Origin of the sequence: Litoribacter populi (genome assembly GCF_007483685.1) — a bacterium.
In the GTDB taxonomy this organism is placed as follows: Bacteria; Bacteroidota; Bacteroidia; order Cytophagales; family Cyclobacteriaceae; genus Litoribacter; species Litoribacter populi.
Genome location: NZ_VMKN01000001.1, coordinates 3243862 through 3259251 on the forward strand (window position 1 = coordinate 3243862; position 15390 = coordinate 3259251).

Annotated in this window: 15 protein-coding genes; 13 read left to right on the plus strand and 2 right to left on the minus strand. The window is 40.3% G+C overall.

Going from position 1 to position 15390, the window contains the following annotated elements; genetic code table 11:
* Window positions 1–130: 130 nt before the first annotated feature.
* Complete coding sequence (locus tag FPL27_RS14100; RefSeq protein WP_143961699.1) at window positions 131–688, plus strand: alpha/beta fold hydrolase; 558 nt, start codon at window positions 131–133, stop codon at window positions 686–688.
* Between the two features lie 566 nt (window positions 689–1254).
* On the opposite strand, the gene FPL27_RS14105 is transcribed toward FPL27_RS14100, so the two are convergent.
* Window positions 1255–1788, minus strand: coding sequence for a methionine-R-sulfoxide reductase (locus tag FPL27_RS14105; RefSeq protein WP_143961700.1), 534 nt, complete (start codon window positions 1786–1788; stop codon window positions 1255–1257).
* Between the two features lie 310 nt (window positions 1789–2098).
* Here FPL27_RS14105 and FPL27_RS14110 point away from each other — a divergent pair, with 310 nt between their 5' ends.
* Both FPL27_RS14110 and FPL27_RS14120 read left to right on the plus strand, forming a co-directional pair.
* Complete coding sequence (locus tag FPL27_RS14110; RefSeq protein WP_143961701.1) at window positions 2099–2311, plus strand: hypervirulence associated TUDOR domain-containing protein; 213 nt, start codon at window positions 2099–2101, stop codon at window positions 2309–2311.
* A gap of 262 nt (window positions 2312–2573) precedes the next feature.
* Window positions 2574–3725 carry a hypothetical protein gene (locus FPL27_RS14120; RefSeq protein ID WP_143961702.1) on the plus strand — a complete coding sequence of 384 codons (1152 nt, stop codon included), beginning with the start codon at window positions 2574–2576 and terminating at the stop codon, window positions 3723–3725.
* A 67-nt stretch (window positions 3726–3792) separates the two neighbouring features.
* On the opposite strand, the gene FPL27_RS14125 is transcribed toward FPL27_RS14120, so the two are convergent.
* The gene (locus tag FPL27_RS14125) at window positions 3793–4590 is read right to left on the minus strand and encodes a polysaccharide lyase (protein ID WP_143961703.1); all 798 of its coding nucleotides are present in this window, start codon (window positions 4588–4590) and stop codon (window positions 3793–3795) included.
* A gap of 826 nt (window positions 4591–5416) precedes the next feature.
* On the opposite strand from FPL27_RS14125, the gene FPL27_RS20215 reads away from it, so the two are divergent.
* The 10 genes from FPL27_RS20215 (at window position 5417) to FPL27_RS14170 (ending at window position 15259) form a co-directional block, all read left to right on the plus strand.
* The gene (locus FPL27_RS20215; RefSeq protein WP_143961704.1) at window positions 5417–7681 is read left to right on the plus strand and encodes a helix-turn-helix domain-containing protein; all 2265 of its coding nucleotides are present in this window, start codon (window positions 5417–5419) and stop codon (window positions 7679–7681) included.
* 196 nt (window positions 7682–7877) lie between these two features.
* Window positions 7878–8807, plus strand: a complete 930-nt coding sequence (locus FPL27_RS14135) for a bile acid:sodium symporter family protein (protein WP_262712093.1) — start codon at window positions 7878–7880, stop codon at window positions 8805–8807.
* A gap of 1 nt (window position 8808) precedes the next feature.
* On the plus strand, window positions 8809–9561 hold the full coding sequence (locus FPL27_RS14140; RefSeq protein WP_143961706.1) for a hypothetical protein: 753 nt from the start codon (window positions 8809–8811) through the stop codon (window positions 9559–9561).
* A gap of 126 nt (window positions 9562–9687) precedes the next feature.
* Window positions 9688–10371 carry a hypothetical protein gene (locus FPL27_RS14145; protein WP_143961707.1) on the plus strand — a complete coding sequence of 228 codons (684 nt, stop codon included), beginning with the start codon at window positions 9688–9690 and terminating at the stop codon, window positions 10369–10371.
* A gap of 14 nt (window positions 10372–10385) precedes the next feature.
* A complete protein-coding gene (locus FPL27_RS20165; protein WP_262712086.1) occupies window positions 10386–10520 on the plus strand; it encodes a hypothetical protein in 135 nt (44 codons plus the stop codon).
* Entirely contained in the window at window positions 10514–10702 is a 189-nt protein-coding gene (locus FPL27_RS14150; protein WP_143961708.1) for a hypothetical protein, read from the plus strand. The genes FPL27_RS20165 and FPL27_RS14150 overlap by 7 nt, the downstream gene beginning before the upstream one ends.
* Before the next feature lie 154 nt (window positions 10703–10856).
* Window positions 10857–11699, plus strand: coding sequence for a hypothetical protein (locus FPL27_RS14155; protein WP_143961709.1), 843 nt, complete (start codon window positions 10857–10859; stop codon window positions 11697–11699).
* Window positions 11700–12520: 821 nt separating this feature from the next.
* Window positions 12521–13933 carry a hypothetical protein gene (locus FPL27_RS14160; protein WP_143961710.1) on the plus strand — a complete coding sequence of 471 codons (1413 nt, stop codon included), beginning with the start codon at window positions 12521–12523 and terminating at the stop codon, window positions 13931–13933.
* Complete coding sequence (locus FPL27_RS14165; RefSeq protein ID WP_143961711.1) at window positions 13899–14492, plus strand: hypothetical protein; 594 nt, start codon at window positions 13899–13901, stop codon at window positions 14490–14492. The genes FPL27_RS14160 and FPL27_RS14165 overlap by 35 nt, the downstream gene beginning before the upstream one ends.
* A 203-nt stretch (window positions 14493–14695) precedes the next feature.
* Window positions 14696–15259 (plus strand): hypothetical protein, encoded by a 564-nt coding sequence (locus tag FPL27_RS14170; protein ID WP_143961712.1) that lies wholly within the window; start codon window positions 14696–14698, stop codon window positions 15257–15259.
* Window positions 15260–15390 lie beyond the last annotated feature (131 nt).

The window sequence follows — 15390 nt, forward strand, 5'->3', positions numbered from 1 at the left end:
AGGAGAAAAACAAATAATATCCTTAATTCTGAAAATTAATTATTGCGAATTTAGGCTCAATACACTAAATTTCGTTCATACATTTAATGCTATTCCCATTTTTATTTCACAGATCTCTATTTTACAAAGAATGAAAACAGTTCAGTTATCCAATCACAGTCTAGGTTACATAGAAAAAGGCGAAGGCGACCCAATCATCCTCGTCCATGGAAGTTTGAGCGATTACCGTAGCTGGAGCAATCAATTTGAAGCCTTCAGTAAGGATTATCATACTATAAGCTATAGCAGACGATACCATTACCCCAACACCCCTCCTACCGATTCTACAACCGACTATGCTGTACCGCTGCACGCCAGGGACCTCATTGATTTTATTGAAAATCTTAAATTGGGTCCGGTAAATTTGGTAGGTTCCTCCTATGGTGCTTTTGTGGGTTTTTACGCAGCCATTCAAAGACCGGAGCTTTTCAAAACATTAGTCATGGGTGAGCCTCCTGTGCCTTTTGCAGATAATCATATAATAGTTAATTTTACTGTTCAAACTTTCCCCTATGAAAAAAATTCTACTTTCAATATTGGTCATCACTGTGGTATTATTTATCTGGAGCGGGATGACACAGATGTTTCCTTGGGGTGTACCTTCCACCCAGAATGTAGCTGCACAAAGTCCTGGGCAAGAAAAATTTGAATCAGACCGGGTTTTGGAGCTTCCTGCCAACAGCCTCACTACTTCCGCTTATGATTCTTTGTTTGCCGGAAAAATCAGCACTTTGACTACTGATGAAACGTTTTCTTGGATTGTCAACCGCCCCATCGAAACCTATGACATGAGCGGCTATTTTGTAAAAGAAATTATCACACAGGCTTTAGTGGCCTTTTTGCTATCCATATTGCTGTTTTTAACTCAGCCTTTGGGCTTTGGACGACGCATGGCGATAATTGTCTTTGCTTCCCTGGCAGCAGTGACGGCTATTTACGGACAACTGATGAATTGGTGGGGTTTGCCAAATGCTTATGCACTGGGGGTGAGTTTTAATTTGTTAATTGGATGGACTTTGGCGGCCTATGTGTCAGCCAAGTGGATTGTAAAAAAACCAGTACAGCCTAAGGTACCGGCATGATTTGTTGTACAAAGAACTATGTACTATGTACTATGACTAAGTTTTTAAACCGCTCAAACGTAGAGGTCACAGAGAAGTATTTTATCTCTGTGACCTCTGTGCCTCAGTGGTTATTTTTTTAATTACTAGTCCTTTAATTTTCCAATTTGGTGGGAAGGGGCTTTCCGTCGGGAATGAAGCTCATGGAAACCGAATTTACGCAATGCCGTACGTTTTTGTCGGTGAACCTTTCCCCTTCGAATACGTGCCCTAGGTGACCATCACAGTTGGCGCACAGGATTTCAACCCTTCGACCATCTGGGTCCGTTTTCTTGGTTACGGCTCCTTCAATTTCATCGTCAAAAGCCGGCCATCCACAGTGCCCGTCAAATTTATCGTCTGACTTATAAAGTGGTGCGTTGCATTGCCTGCAGATATAGGTTCCGGCTTCATAATGGTTGTCATACTCTCCGGAAAACGGCCTTTCAGTACCTTTTTTCCTAATTACATATTCCTCCATATCATTGAGCACATTGAACGGGTTATTTTTCCCGTCCTTGACGATAAGTTTCTCTTCTTTCTGTTCAGACATAGTCTCAGTTTTGGTTTGCTTACTTTCTTTTTCCTGTGCACAGGCAGTGAAGGCCACATACACGAGCAACATGGTGAGAATAATATATGTTTTCATGTTCAATTTTCCTTATAAGAAAGTAACAAGGATTGGAGAAGGAAGGTTTTAGAGGAAGTACAAAGACGAAATACGAAGTACGAAGGAGTCCGGATCAAAAGGGACACAGAGTTACTCAGAGTTTTAATAGAGTTTCGCAGAGTTTCCTTTTCCGTGAAGGATTTAATTTTAAAAAAAAGGTCAAGTAAAATCAGGACGTGTCAGATTGTACCCCTTGGTATATGGTATCATTTAAAAGGACCATGCATTAGGTACACAAACACTTTTACCCAAACCAAGTTAATCCTTTCTCAAACCAATAGAAACCAACATGATAAGATCCGGCAGTAAGGTAAAATGGAAGTGGGGAAAGGATTATGCCCATGGAAAAGTCACAGAAACTTTTGATGAAGCGGTGACCAAAACTATAAAGGGCTCCAAAATCACCCGTAAAGGTGAAAAAGGCAACAAAGCGCTTTTAATCCAGCAGGAGGATGGAAATATGGTGCTCAAGCTCGAGGATGAAGTGGAGAGGGATGGGTAAAGTTGGAAGACCGAAGACCGAAGACCGAACAGTTGAGAGGCTGCGGATTTTTCCACGTTCAGAATAAAAAGATCACCCTGAAAAGTGGCTATTGGGACAAAATGAGCTTTTTAAGGCTACACGGGTTGTCGGTGACAGGATAATGCAAATACTATAAGGTGGGCGAAATTGATACCTTATTAAATAAGCCCTTGAGGATTTTTTGAATAAATAAAATTGTATTACATTTAATTAATTTTATAGTCCATTTTAAATTGACAAGATGAAAAGCCTTCTAGTTAGTACTTTTTTTTTGGTATTATTTTCATGCGGCGAAAAAACAGCCTCCATAAAAACTGCAAATCTCTCCGATTTCGAAAGCGGACAGATTATTATTGTTAAACCTACTGACAGCAAAAATTTAAAGTTCAACGGGATAGTAGAATCCGATTCCGGAAAATACTTTGTCAGTGAATTAACCAACAAATATGAGCTTTATGATTTTGAGACAGGCCTAAGAAAATTTTCTTTTCAAATTCCGTTTGACGGCCCAGAAGCGATGAAAAGGGTTATGTCTGGTACAGCCATAACCCCAGCCGGAGAGTACGTTGTATTTAATCAAATTGGTCAATTTCATAGCTATGCAAACGGAAGTTTAAACCGAAATATCCAAATCAACCTATCGAAAATTACCAAAGATAAATTTACCCAAATTTCAAAAGGAATAGGAAATCTCACCAAACTAGGCACTGGAAATTATCAAGTTGTTTTAAACCCTTTTGATATGATGGATCCTAATGGAGGTTTTGATACTGGATTTAGTGCTTGGGTATTTCAAATTGATATAGAAAATGGAATTAGCTGCGTTTCAGATTTTTTTTCGCCATTTGATGAATCCTTTCATGACAGTCCTTCTGCAACATTGACTCTAGGAGCGATAAATACTGATCAAGAAGAATATTGGTTTATGTTTGCCTTATCAGACTCAGTTTATCGGATAGAAGATTGCAAGATTGTTCAAAAACAAAAATTGAACAGTCTTAAGGAAAGCACCTACTACCCTGATGTAGTTACAAGAAATGGTAGAAGTGCCCAATGGAATCCCAATCCCAAAAATCATAAAAACATCAAACTTTTTTATGATAGCAAAACCTCAACTTATTTCAGGGTGGTAGAACTTCCAAAAAAGATAAGTGAAGAAGATATTAAAGCGATAGAACTCAGAACAGCATCAAAAATGAAATCCGACTATCAAATCCTCATCTATGATCAGCAATGGAATTTAGGGTCTATCTTAAATTTCACTGTACCCGAGGAGAATCATTTGGAGAGCTGCTTTGTGCATGAAGGCATTTTTTACTTGAACCAGCCTAATCAGAATAATGAGGATGAGTATGTACTAATAAAATATGACCTGACAAAAACTACAATTTAAAATTACCTCTTTCAATAAGCGGAACAAAAAAAGGCAGCCGTATAGCTGCCTTTTTTAAACTTATCTTTTATTTTGCCCCCATTTCTGAAAGCTTGGCTTTTTGGCTTCCCAGTTTGATGTTATCAAACATAATTACCCTAACATCCGTGTCTGTTGTTCTTTTAGCCCAGGAGGCTTTGTAGATTCCCACCTTCCATCGAGGCAAGGGAAGCTTATACATATTGCCCCCTTTATGGGTTAGCACCTTTTTGCCATTTTGCCAAACCTCCAGCAACCCATCGGTACCTGGGGAATGGACAATATGAAACACAAAGTGGTGCCAGGTATCCTTTTGTAGTGCTCCAAGATCAAAATCTTTTCTGGAATCTTTTGTATTACCAGATTTAACCAAAAATCTGTCATTTTGAATTCTTATAGTGGTGGCAGGGCTTCCTCCCCCTTCTTGGTGCCACTGAGAGATGATGTCGTTATCCTTGTCTTTTTTAAAGCCCGAAGAAGGAACATACAAGGAGTAAGAATACCATCTGTCTTTATTAGACTGAGCAGGGAAGAGAACTTCAGCCCTTTTTCCACCGCTTACGATTGGATCTTTGTATCTTAATTCAAACCTTCCGCCCTTATTTGATTTGTCCTTGGGATCCTGTATCGTTCTAAAGGAATGGCTGGCAGGTAACTGTCTGTGCACTTGCCCGAATGGATTGCTTCCTTCAAAATTTTCATGAACAAGAACATTGGCGGAAGTTGACCTTAGGGCTGCCATTTCTTCCGTAAAATCTTCTTGGCCTGTTGTATCGCAGGATACCAATGCTACACCAAATAAAGATAAGGTTAGCAAAAACGAAAATTTGGTTTTTAATCTACTCATGTTCTAAATAATTTAATTGCTGGGGATATTTATTCTTTGACCGGGATTCACATCATTTTTCCAATTCCGATGAGAGGGCCAAAGCCAAATTCCATTCCCAGAAAATTAAATGAAATTTAGACTATAGAAGAAAAAATATGATTTTACCAATATAATACAGCCCTTTTCCTCTGATTATGAGATTTTTACCATAAAAAATTAACCTTTACAAATTGTTCGAAGGACATTAGGCCTAGCCAGGCTTTTAAAAGGTATTTACTATTAAGAATAATTATGTATGACAAAATAAATAATAACAGATTTATTTAAATATTTAATATAACTTATTGCATAAGGTAAATATTCTATTGTTTCAGGATGAAAATCACCAATAATTAAAAAAACTTAAATTTTGTGATGAAAAGTTCATATTAGTAAATGAACGACCATTCAAGACTAATCAATCAATTAACATACATTTTGCTCGGAAAACCAATAACCATTATATCCGTTAAAATTGGGGAATTCTCCTCCTCAACCTGGGGATATTTCATAGGAAATACTCAAATTTTGGGACTCATCCAACCCGACAATGGGCAAGGGTTTCGAAAATAGTATAGCAGAATTGACAAATTCCCAACTCTTCTTTATCTTTATGTTATAAGCTGGAAGACCGGAGACCGATGACCGAAAAAGGAAGACCGGAGACCGAAAGAGACGTTCTAGGAAATTTACCGAATTAGCGTTCCCCGATTTTTTTAAAAGTTGCCGCCAAAATGAATGCGTCCTTGCGTAAATAAGCAGCTGAATTACAGTGTTATATTTTTAGCCTTAACCTTTCATAACTATGCAACAGCCGGATTTATCCAACCAGCATTTTCAAATGGCCGTACAGTTTGTCAATCAAACGGCCCAACATCTGTTTCTGACCGGCAAGGCAGGAACGGGAAAAACGACTTTCCTCAAGTATATCAAAGCCAGCAGTCCCAAGCAAATGGTAGTAGTAGCCCCCACCGGGGTGGCCGCCATCAATGCAGGCGGGGTGACGATCCACTCCCTTTTCCAGCTGCCCTTCGGATCCTTTATCCCAGGTGACGAAAACCTGTCCGGCATGGGCAGCAATTTCTTCAATCGAAAAAGCCTGCTCCAGCACCTCAGGCTTTCCCGTGCCAAGCGGGAACTGATGCAGGAACTGGAACTCCTGGTGATCGACGAGGTATCCATGGTGAGAGCTGATCTGCTGGATGCCATGGATATGGTGTTGAGGCACGTGAGAAAAGCTCCCTACAAGCCATTTGGCGGTATTCAGATGCTTTTTATTGGCGATCTGTTTCAGTTACCTCCGGTGGTCAAGGATACAGAGCAACGGGTCCTAAGCCGATATTATGAAAGCCCCATGTTTTTCCATGCTAAGGCCCTCCGGGAAAACCCGCCTATTTATTTAGAACTGAAAAAAATCTACCGGCAAAGCGACGAAACCTTCATCAAGCTGCTCAACAACCTGCGCAACAACCAGCCTACCAGGGAGGATATGGCTTTGTTGAGGACATTTTATAAGCCCAATTTCAAACCCACCACCAAGGGGGAATACATTACCCTGACCTCCCACAACGCCAAGGCGGATGTCATCAACCGGCAGGAACTGAAAAAACTGCCCGGCAGGCTATACGAATTCGAGGCTAAGATAGAAGGTGAATTTAATGAGAATGCCCTGCCCGCGGAAAAGGTACTCCAGCTCAAAGAAGGCGCCCAAGTCATGTTTATCCGCAACGATAATGGGGAGAAGCGCCGTTTTTATAACGGCAAAACCGGCACCATCAGCAGCATCAAGGGTGATGAAATCCACGTGGTCTTTCCCCATGAGCCCGGAGAGCTGCTGGTGGAAAAGCAAGTTTGGGAAAACGTGCGATATGAATACGACGCCGAAAAAGAACAGGTGGTAGAGGAACTGAAAGGCTCCTTTACCCAATATCCTCTGCGGCTGGCCTGGGCCATCACCATCCACAAAAGCCAGGGCCTCACCTTTGCCAAGGCCATCGTGGATGCCGGGGAGTCCTTTGCAGCCGGACAGGTCTACGTAGCCCTCAGCCGCCTGCAATCCCTGGAAGGCCTGGTTCTCCAGTCTCCCATCCATGCCGATTGCATCAGTACCGATCAGGAGGCCTTGGCCTTTGCTAATACAGAACCGGAGCGTTCTGATTTGGAAGAACGGCTGAAAGTTGCCCAAAAGCATTTTGTGCATGATTCCCTGCTACAGGTTTTCAGCTGGCACAAGTTGGCCGAAAAGGTAGAGGAATTCCATCTAGACCTGCCCACAAGAAGGATCCCCCTTGAGGAAGAAGCCCTGCGTATATCCCAAGGACTTTTCCTTCAGGCAGTGGAGTTTCAGGAAGTAGGCGAAAAATTCACCAGGCAACTCGAGCAACTGCTCCCAAAAGCCGAAGCGGACCATTATACCACCATCCATGAGCGAGTACTTGCCGCTACGGATTATTTCGAATCCAACCTGCAGGAAAAGATGCTGCAGCCACTCAAGGAGCATATCGAGGCCTTGAAATCCCAACCAAAAAAAGCCAAACGACACCTCCAAGAATTGGAGAGCCTATTGCAAAGGCTTCAGTCCAAAAGCAAGAAACTACAGCAAATGACGCAAATCAGCAAAGGGTTGACCCAAGGAGGACAGCCCGGGGAGCTGCTGGACCAAATTGCTGCCGAAAAGCTAAAATCAAGCACGGCTACCAACCAAAAGCCTATCCAGAAGCAGCCCTTCCGAGAAAAGAGGCCTAAAGGCAAAAAACCGTTAAAAGGTGATTCTATGCGCCTTTCCCTTCAGCTGTATCGGGTAGGGAAAAGCATTGCCGAAATTGCAACCGAAAGAGGGCTGGTGACCGGCACGATAGAAAGTCATCTAATTTCATTCATTCCAACCGGAGAAGTCAAGTTGGATGAGTTTGTTTCGCAGGACAAAAAGGAATCCATTCTCGCAGTAATTCAGGAGGCCAAGGAAGAGTTGAAAAGTTCTGAAATACGGGAAATCCTTGGAGAGAAATACAGCTTTGCCGAAATCCGGGCCGTCATGGCCTCCCTACCAAAGCTGGTCTCAGAGGGATAGTGGGAAGTGGGATGACGGATGAAGGATGACGGATGACCGATGACGGATGGCGGATGGCGGATGGCGGATGGCGGATGCGGTTAAGTAGAAACTGATCAATAATCAGTTAGGTTTTGTCGTCTACTGGTGGTTATATATAAAAAATAAGGAATTTAGATGGATGAATGATGATTTTTAAAGTACTTTCCTTATTATTATCGTTCCTTTTAGTGGAAAATTACCACCTAATCTTATGGAACAAAACATCGTCACTGACCTCCTCCTCCCCCTTGCCCTGGCTATAGTCATGCTCGGCATGGGGCTAAACCTGGTCCCGGCTGATTTCAAAAGGATTTTTCGTAATCCAAAACCCATATCCATCGGCCTGCTCAACCAACTGCTCCTATTGCCCCTGATGGCGTTTCTACTGCTGATGCTGTTTTCCCTGAAACTGGAACTTGCTGTGGGGGTAATGTTGCTGGCAGCGTGTCCGGGCGGACCAACTTCAAACCTTTGTACGCACCTGGCTAAAGGCGATATAGCCTTGTCAGTATCTTTGACGGCCATCACCACGGTGGTGTCCATGTTTACCATCCCCTTGATCGTCAACTTTTCCATCCTGCACTTCATGCCAGCGGGGGAAGCAGTCACTTTGCCTTTGGCTGGAACTATATTAAAATTACTTGTTATAGCCATAATCCCCATTGTCTTGGGCATGGTAATAAGGAATTTTGCCCTTTCATGGGCACGGTTGGCAGACAGACCGGTAAAGTTTATGTCTGCTGTTTTCCTCATCGTCATCATTGCCGGGGCCATTTTGAAGGAAAGGGAACACCTGGTGGAGTATTTTATCCTGGCCGGCCCGGTCACCTTGAGCCTTAACATCATGACCCTACTGATGGGATATATGACTTCCAAAATGTTTAGCTTGAGTTCCAAGCAGCGAATCACTGTTTCCATAGAATCCGGCATCCAAAACGGCACCCTGGCCATTACCATTGCCGCCTCCATGCTGCAGAATACGGCCATGACCATCCCTCCTGCCATTTACAGCCTTTTGATGTTCTTTACAGCAGGGGCTGTGATTGCCTTGGCGCTCAGGAAGAAAGAGATGGTAAAACAGGCAGCTTCCCCTCATACCATGTAAAATGAATATAAAGAAATTCCAAATTGCGCTGACCATAATCCTCCTCCTCGTTAAAGTTGAAGTCTTTGCTTGTTCTTGTATGCCTTCCTTGTTTGCTGAAAAATACGCAGAAGCGGATTTTGTTGCCCTTGCTGAGGTCTTAAAGGTCCATCCAAATGCGCCGGACTCCGATTATTATAGTATCGAAATTGATATAAAAGAACATTTTAAAGGAAATCAGGTTAGTTCAATCTTTGTTCTTGGCAATTATCAAGGTGATTCCGGGGCTGGCTGCGGCATTTCAATTCCCCGAGGAACTATAATGATTGTTTATGCCAATAATTATCAGGAAAAACTTCAAATAAATTACTGCTCAGGAACGACCTTTATTAAAAGCTGGGACAATCAAGGTTTAAAGCGAGAATTAAAGATGTTGCATACCTTAAAGGAAAAAAGAGTTGATTTTGTCAATCAGGTAAAGTTGCATGAAATTTCAAGATGTATAAATCTTAAAAAATTTGACGGAATACGTCTAGAAAGTAATTCTTTTATTTTGTTTGAGATTTCTTTGGACCCAGACCTTCAGGCACAAAAGATTACCCTTCTGGGGGAAAGTGGGATGGATTCTATAGTCTCAGAATTAAAGACTATGATCTCCAAAAGCAAATGGGAGATTTTATTTAACGGAAAAGAAAAGCCGGAAAAGTTACTCTATTCGGTTTTTTATTACAAAGACGAAGATTCTCAAGGTTTTCTAAGTCAGTTTGATTTATAGAACAGAACTAATCACCATTTTCATTCTTATTTTGATATCTGCTCTTTCACAGTTTTTTTGAACTAAGGAATAAATTCCTGATATTATGGTTTAATTATTTGAAACAATACTCCTGCTAATTCCCATATGAGAACTCTACATCCCTTACAGCAAAAGTTCCATAACCTATTGAGAAGCCTCCTGCAAAAAAGTGATGAAGAGGCCATAACCGAAATCAGGAATTTCAGAGACAAGCATGAAGCAGATCCATATTTTCCCCAAATCGCCAAGGTAATAGCTCATCAGGAAGCCTTATACCTCTCCTTTACAGGTGAGCATGACAAGTCTTTAGCTATTTACAACTCCCTTGTGGAGGAAGAGTTGAAGCGGGAAAACCCAGACAATTATTCCATTGGAGTGAATTACCTCTCCATTCTGAAGGTCCTACGGGAAGCCGGAAGGGAGAAGGAAGTGAAGGCTCTTGGAAAGGAAATACTGAAGAAGTATACCTTTGACTGGGGAGTGAACCTGAGTATTTTTCATGACCTCATCCTTGCAGACAGCAGAGTGGATCTGGAACCCTATCGGGAAAAAACCCTGGAAATAGAAAGGGAACTTGAGCTTGAACTGGATCCGGGAATGGATCTAGATGAAAAATTAAAGCTGCTGAAAAGCGAAAACCGTCGGGCCAACCTTGCCTACACTAAGATTATTCTTGGGAATTATGAACAGCAGGAATTGATCCGCCGACTGCGGGAATTTGCTGATGGGGAAAGTGTGGGTTTTTACAGAAACCTGGCGGAACGGAACATAGAAAGCAAATGCCAATAACTAAAGAAAATTATATGAAAGCATTAAAAATCATATTCAACCATAAAGAATATATTTTAGGAGTTGAAAATGGATTAACATCATTTTCAATTATCCTCAAAAATGAAGATGAAAAAATGAGGGGTGGGCTGCATTCTCGTCTTTGGTAAAAAAGAACCTCAAGCATAAATATTTTGAAGATTATATTAATGCTGGAGACACCTTTTCCCTGGAAATAATGGACAATGTTGATGTGAGCAAAATATCCAAGCCCACCGAAAAAATTGACAAATCAGAAGACAGCAATAGGGAACTGGTACTTCCTTCAATCCAAGCTAAAAAGCTACTATAGATTAAAAGAAGAACTGGAAGAGGAAGGATTGATTTAATAATAATCAATAAAAAGGGGCTTGACAAACCTGTGGTGGTGATGTTTGAGGGTTAAGAAATACCTCTTCCATGAACTAAGTAAAAAGTATATTATCTTCCGTTTGAGTCAAAAAATTATGGGAAAATTTTATTCTAAGCTTATTTTTATTCTTGGACTCCTTTTCTGGAATAGCCATAGAGGAATAGCATGTGTATGTGATATTCAGAAACCCATTTTGGAATATTATGCTTCGGAGATGGTATTTGAAGGTAAAGTGGAAGCCAAGACCTATTCGCAAGACAAGCAGGAGTTCACCATCAATTTTAATGTTCAAAAGATTTACAAGGGAGATCCGGAAACCAAGTCTTTAGAATTTACTTTTCCTGCCGAAGGAAAGTTCACAGGAACTTGGACTTCATGCGACTGGAGTATAAATGAAGGAGAAGAATGGATTGTTTACGCTTACTATAAAGATAATAGGCTCAATTTTGGAGGAATTTGTTCCAACTCTGGAAAGTTGATAAACTATGGCATAAAAAACATAAAACATGTTGAGGTTCTTGAAAATGCTCAAGACTTTATTTTAACAGATTATATATATAGGTTTGAAGGTGGCTTTACCATACCTGAGCCTAAAATCAATATAGATTCGCTGTTTTCTGCTTCTCCGGAGGCAGATTTACAAAGTAGTCATACCATTTTGGACTTGAAAATTGATGAAAAAGGAGTTCTTCAGGGGGTTTATTTGCTTCGGCCCAACAATCGAATCCAACATCCACTATTTGAAACCATCATTGAATATGACTATTCTAATCAGAGAGAGCCAAATGAATTTGAAAAAGCCGCCATTAAAATTCTCGAGAATTTAAAACAGTGGGAACCAAAAATATTTAAAAAGACTGGGGAAGCGGTTCGTCATCACAGACATGTACATGTCAACTACGATAAAATAAAAAAGCAATGGAGTTACGAACTTTAACATCATTTACCCTTAATTTTATTTGTGCACCAACCTTTTGCCAGTTAGGTTAGCTGCTATTTATAGTCCAAGGCCATAGTGGCTATCTACCTCCCTATCTTCAGGCAATTGCTACCCATTCTGGTGTAAAGTTCTGTGAAGGGGTTCGGGAGCATCAATAGGTAATCAGTACCCACGTAGTGAGCATCCAGTATCCATCCACTGTGCCTATACCCCTACTGGTACCGAAGTGGAACCCTAGTGGGAGCCTAGTGGGTCCCTAGTGGAGTGCCTTTACCCCTGCTTTATCCTGCCTTTGCCCAACCGATGTTAAAGAGAGGGATTAGGAGGAAAGTAGGGACGTATTGACTTTATATTGCTAGAATCTGTGGAATAAAAGAGCTTAAGACAAATGAGAGTTTCATAGTCCAATACTCGATGGCATTCAGTAATTTTCATGTTTAGTCAGGGGTTATCCAGATATGTACAAAAGAATAGAAAGACAGTAAATGTAATGGCAATTTTATTTCACTTAAACCTTCCCTTCAGCCTTGGCAACGAGGGCTCCTTCGTGTGCCTTTTCCTTTCTGAAGCGATTTCTTCCACCTGATATTTTTCATTTTTTCCGATGAATATTTTGAAACTAAATCCCTAATCTATACATTACAATCACTTTAAACTTTAAACTAGCAAAAAATGAAAACAATTTTATCCCCCCTACTATTGTTTTAAGGATCTTTGTATCCCTGCTGTGCGCTATATTACTTGCCACAGGCTGTGTAGAGGAAACAGACGAATTTCCTGATAGCAAACTGAATAACCAAGGGCTTGATAGCTAGATATTGAAAAAGCTTGAAGACCTTGGACAAGAAAAGGTGTTTCTTATAACTTCTGAAACAGGAAGGAGTAAACCATTGGAAAGGACTATACTTTGGGATGAATACCGAATTGAAGTAAACCCGAAAAATGAAAAGACCCACGTCTTTGGGCTTAGCTATATGGAACCGTATTTTCCTTTAAATATTGACAGCCCAAATCCAAAGGCAGCTATCCCTTCTCTCTTTGCCCGCTTAAAGGATATGGTTACCACAGAATTAATCATAGTTGAAAGGCAGAATGGCGAACTGGATACGTTTATATTGAAGATAGTGCCAGACCTTCAATATCCCAATTCCCGTTTTAAAAAAGAGGATTTTGGATTTTTAAGAGTTTCCGAAGACTTCTCAGGCACTTATAATTGGTTTGATTGGAACGAACGCCCTATAAATGGCCTAAGGTTTAAGGAAGGAAAAATCAGTCAGCAAATTGAATTTAAGGAATTTGCCCAGAAGCAACCTGATGAAAATAACGCCTCCTTATGCTATAGTCTAACGACGTGGAATATCTGGTCTGTCACTACCTCCAGTGGTACAGTATATCATTCGGAACCTATGGTATCGCTGGAATGCCAACCTATACCAGAAACAGGAGGATACGATACTTCGTTAAATGATGGTACGCTTATGATACCTCCCGATTATTATGGAGGAGGGATGTGGATTGATTTCTTTTATAATCTAAAAAATGAATTGAACAATCCTTGTGCCAGTGGCATCTTTGACAACCTCACCCATATAAATTTAGATAACATAACCTCTTTAAACGGGACTAATGTAAACATCACCCAAATGGTTCTGAATTTATTCAAACAGTCGGATAAATTTGATTACATAGTGAAGGAGGGAGTCGGTTTAGAAGACGATGAATCTGCCAACACTAGTTTTGCAAGAATAAATCCAACAACAGGACAATATGAAATAACCACTTCATTTAATCCTAATTATTTAAATACTGCAACCCAATTATCAATTGCAAGAACGATGATCCATGAATCCATACATGCATACTTACAGTATGAACAAAGAGCAAATCCATACGACGACCCTTATGATGCCATACGGAATTACAGCTTTTCTACAGGTATAACTGATCCAAATATCCTTCATCATGAGTTTATGCCAGCATATATTGAGGCAATGGCCCTATCTTTACACCAGTGGGATAAAAATTATGGAGGAGGTGGCAATCATGGATGGCAATACTATAAGGATTTGGCATGGGGAGGGCTTACTCATCATAAAATCAAAGGTCAGTCTGTTTTAACAGAAGCCTTTAAAGCAAATTTTCCGAATTTTAATGAGAGAAGTAGAGCTATAAACGTTATCCAAAATGAGGCAAAAAATGAACCAATGGCTAAAGGTGATCCTTGCATTTAATTGCAGCATCTTCTTAACCCTTAGCTGCACTTCTCTAAAAAATCATCCTGTAACTATAGATGATGAACATCTTGCTTATGAGCTATTAAATCAATTTGATATAATAGAGGGTGCTTTATTCTATAAAACCAAAGGGTTTGATGTAGATAATAGGTTAAAAGATTGGTTTAACTATGAATCAATTAACTTTAACAACAGGAAGGAAAGTTATATTTTAGAAAGGGATAGGTTTGTAGATTTTGACACAGTTTTTTCCTCTCAACAACAGGAAAAGCTAGACAATAATCTTAAGAATATAGAACCTGTTAATTTAAAAGAAGAAAAACTCAACATCAATAGGCTAAGATACACCCGAAAACGTACTGAATTGGATGTAGATTTCCTTCAGGCGTTAACTTTCCCTATCATACAAAGAGATAAAAATGATAATATCTTTGCCTTTTTCTTTTATTCTTGGTCCTCCATAGATGGATTAAATGGTTCTTCCGAGATATACATTTACAAAAGAGATGGGGATAAATGGGAAAGGTTTGCAGTGGTATTTGTATCTATAACATAAAAAAGGCTCCCTATCGGGAGCCTTCATCCACATTCAGCCATAAATTCACAAATTTTTAAATACAAATAATTTAGGTATTCGCAGCAATTTTATTTTACCTAAACTTCCCCCAGCATCGTCAGCTTGGAAGCCCTGCTGCCTTCGGTTTCATTTTCCTCTCTTGTTCGGTTGGATGATTGTAAGCTGGTTAATTATATTTAGACATGAAGAGAACATTAATATTTCTCACAATAATCTTGGTTAGCTGCTCCAAAAAGTCTTACATACCAACGAAAACAGATCATATAGAGTTAGGGTATGAACTCATCAACCAATTTCCTACTTCCCAAAAAGGTCTTTATTACAAAACGTATGGTGGTAATGATGGGTATTTGAAGAGATGGCTGAGATATCAAGTTATTAACGAAGAGAACAGGAAGGAAAATTTTATTGTAGAACTGGAAAGACATGTTGATTTTGACACGATTTTTTCAGTCAAGCAAAGGCACGAGCTGGATAGCATGTTTGAAAATTTGAAGGAAGTCCAGCTTCAGGAAGAAAAACTTGATGTCTCAAGCTTACGCCGAACTGATGATGTGTCTGAGGTCGGAAAAGTAGATAGGATAACCTTCCCCGTCTTCCAAACTGGCGAAGACGGCAGGGTGTACGCCTTTATGTTTTACAGCTCGTTTCACACCAATACCGGCTCCTCTGAAATTTATGTTTTTAGAAGGGAAAAGGACAGGTGGCAGAACTTTGCTAAAGTTTTCGTTGCCTTTAACCATTAGGGATGGCTTCTTCCGGGAGCCTTTCCAGGGCTGAGTGATACTGAGAGAACTTCTTTAAATAATTAAGGCTACCTCTACTTAAGAGGCAGCCTTTGCTTTTATTTGTCAGGCCACGAATGCACCAATATTTA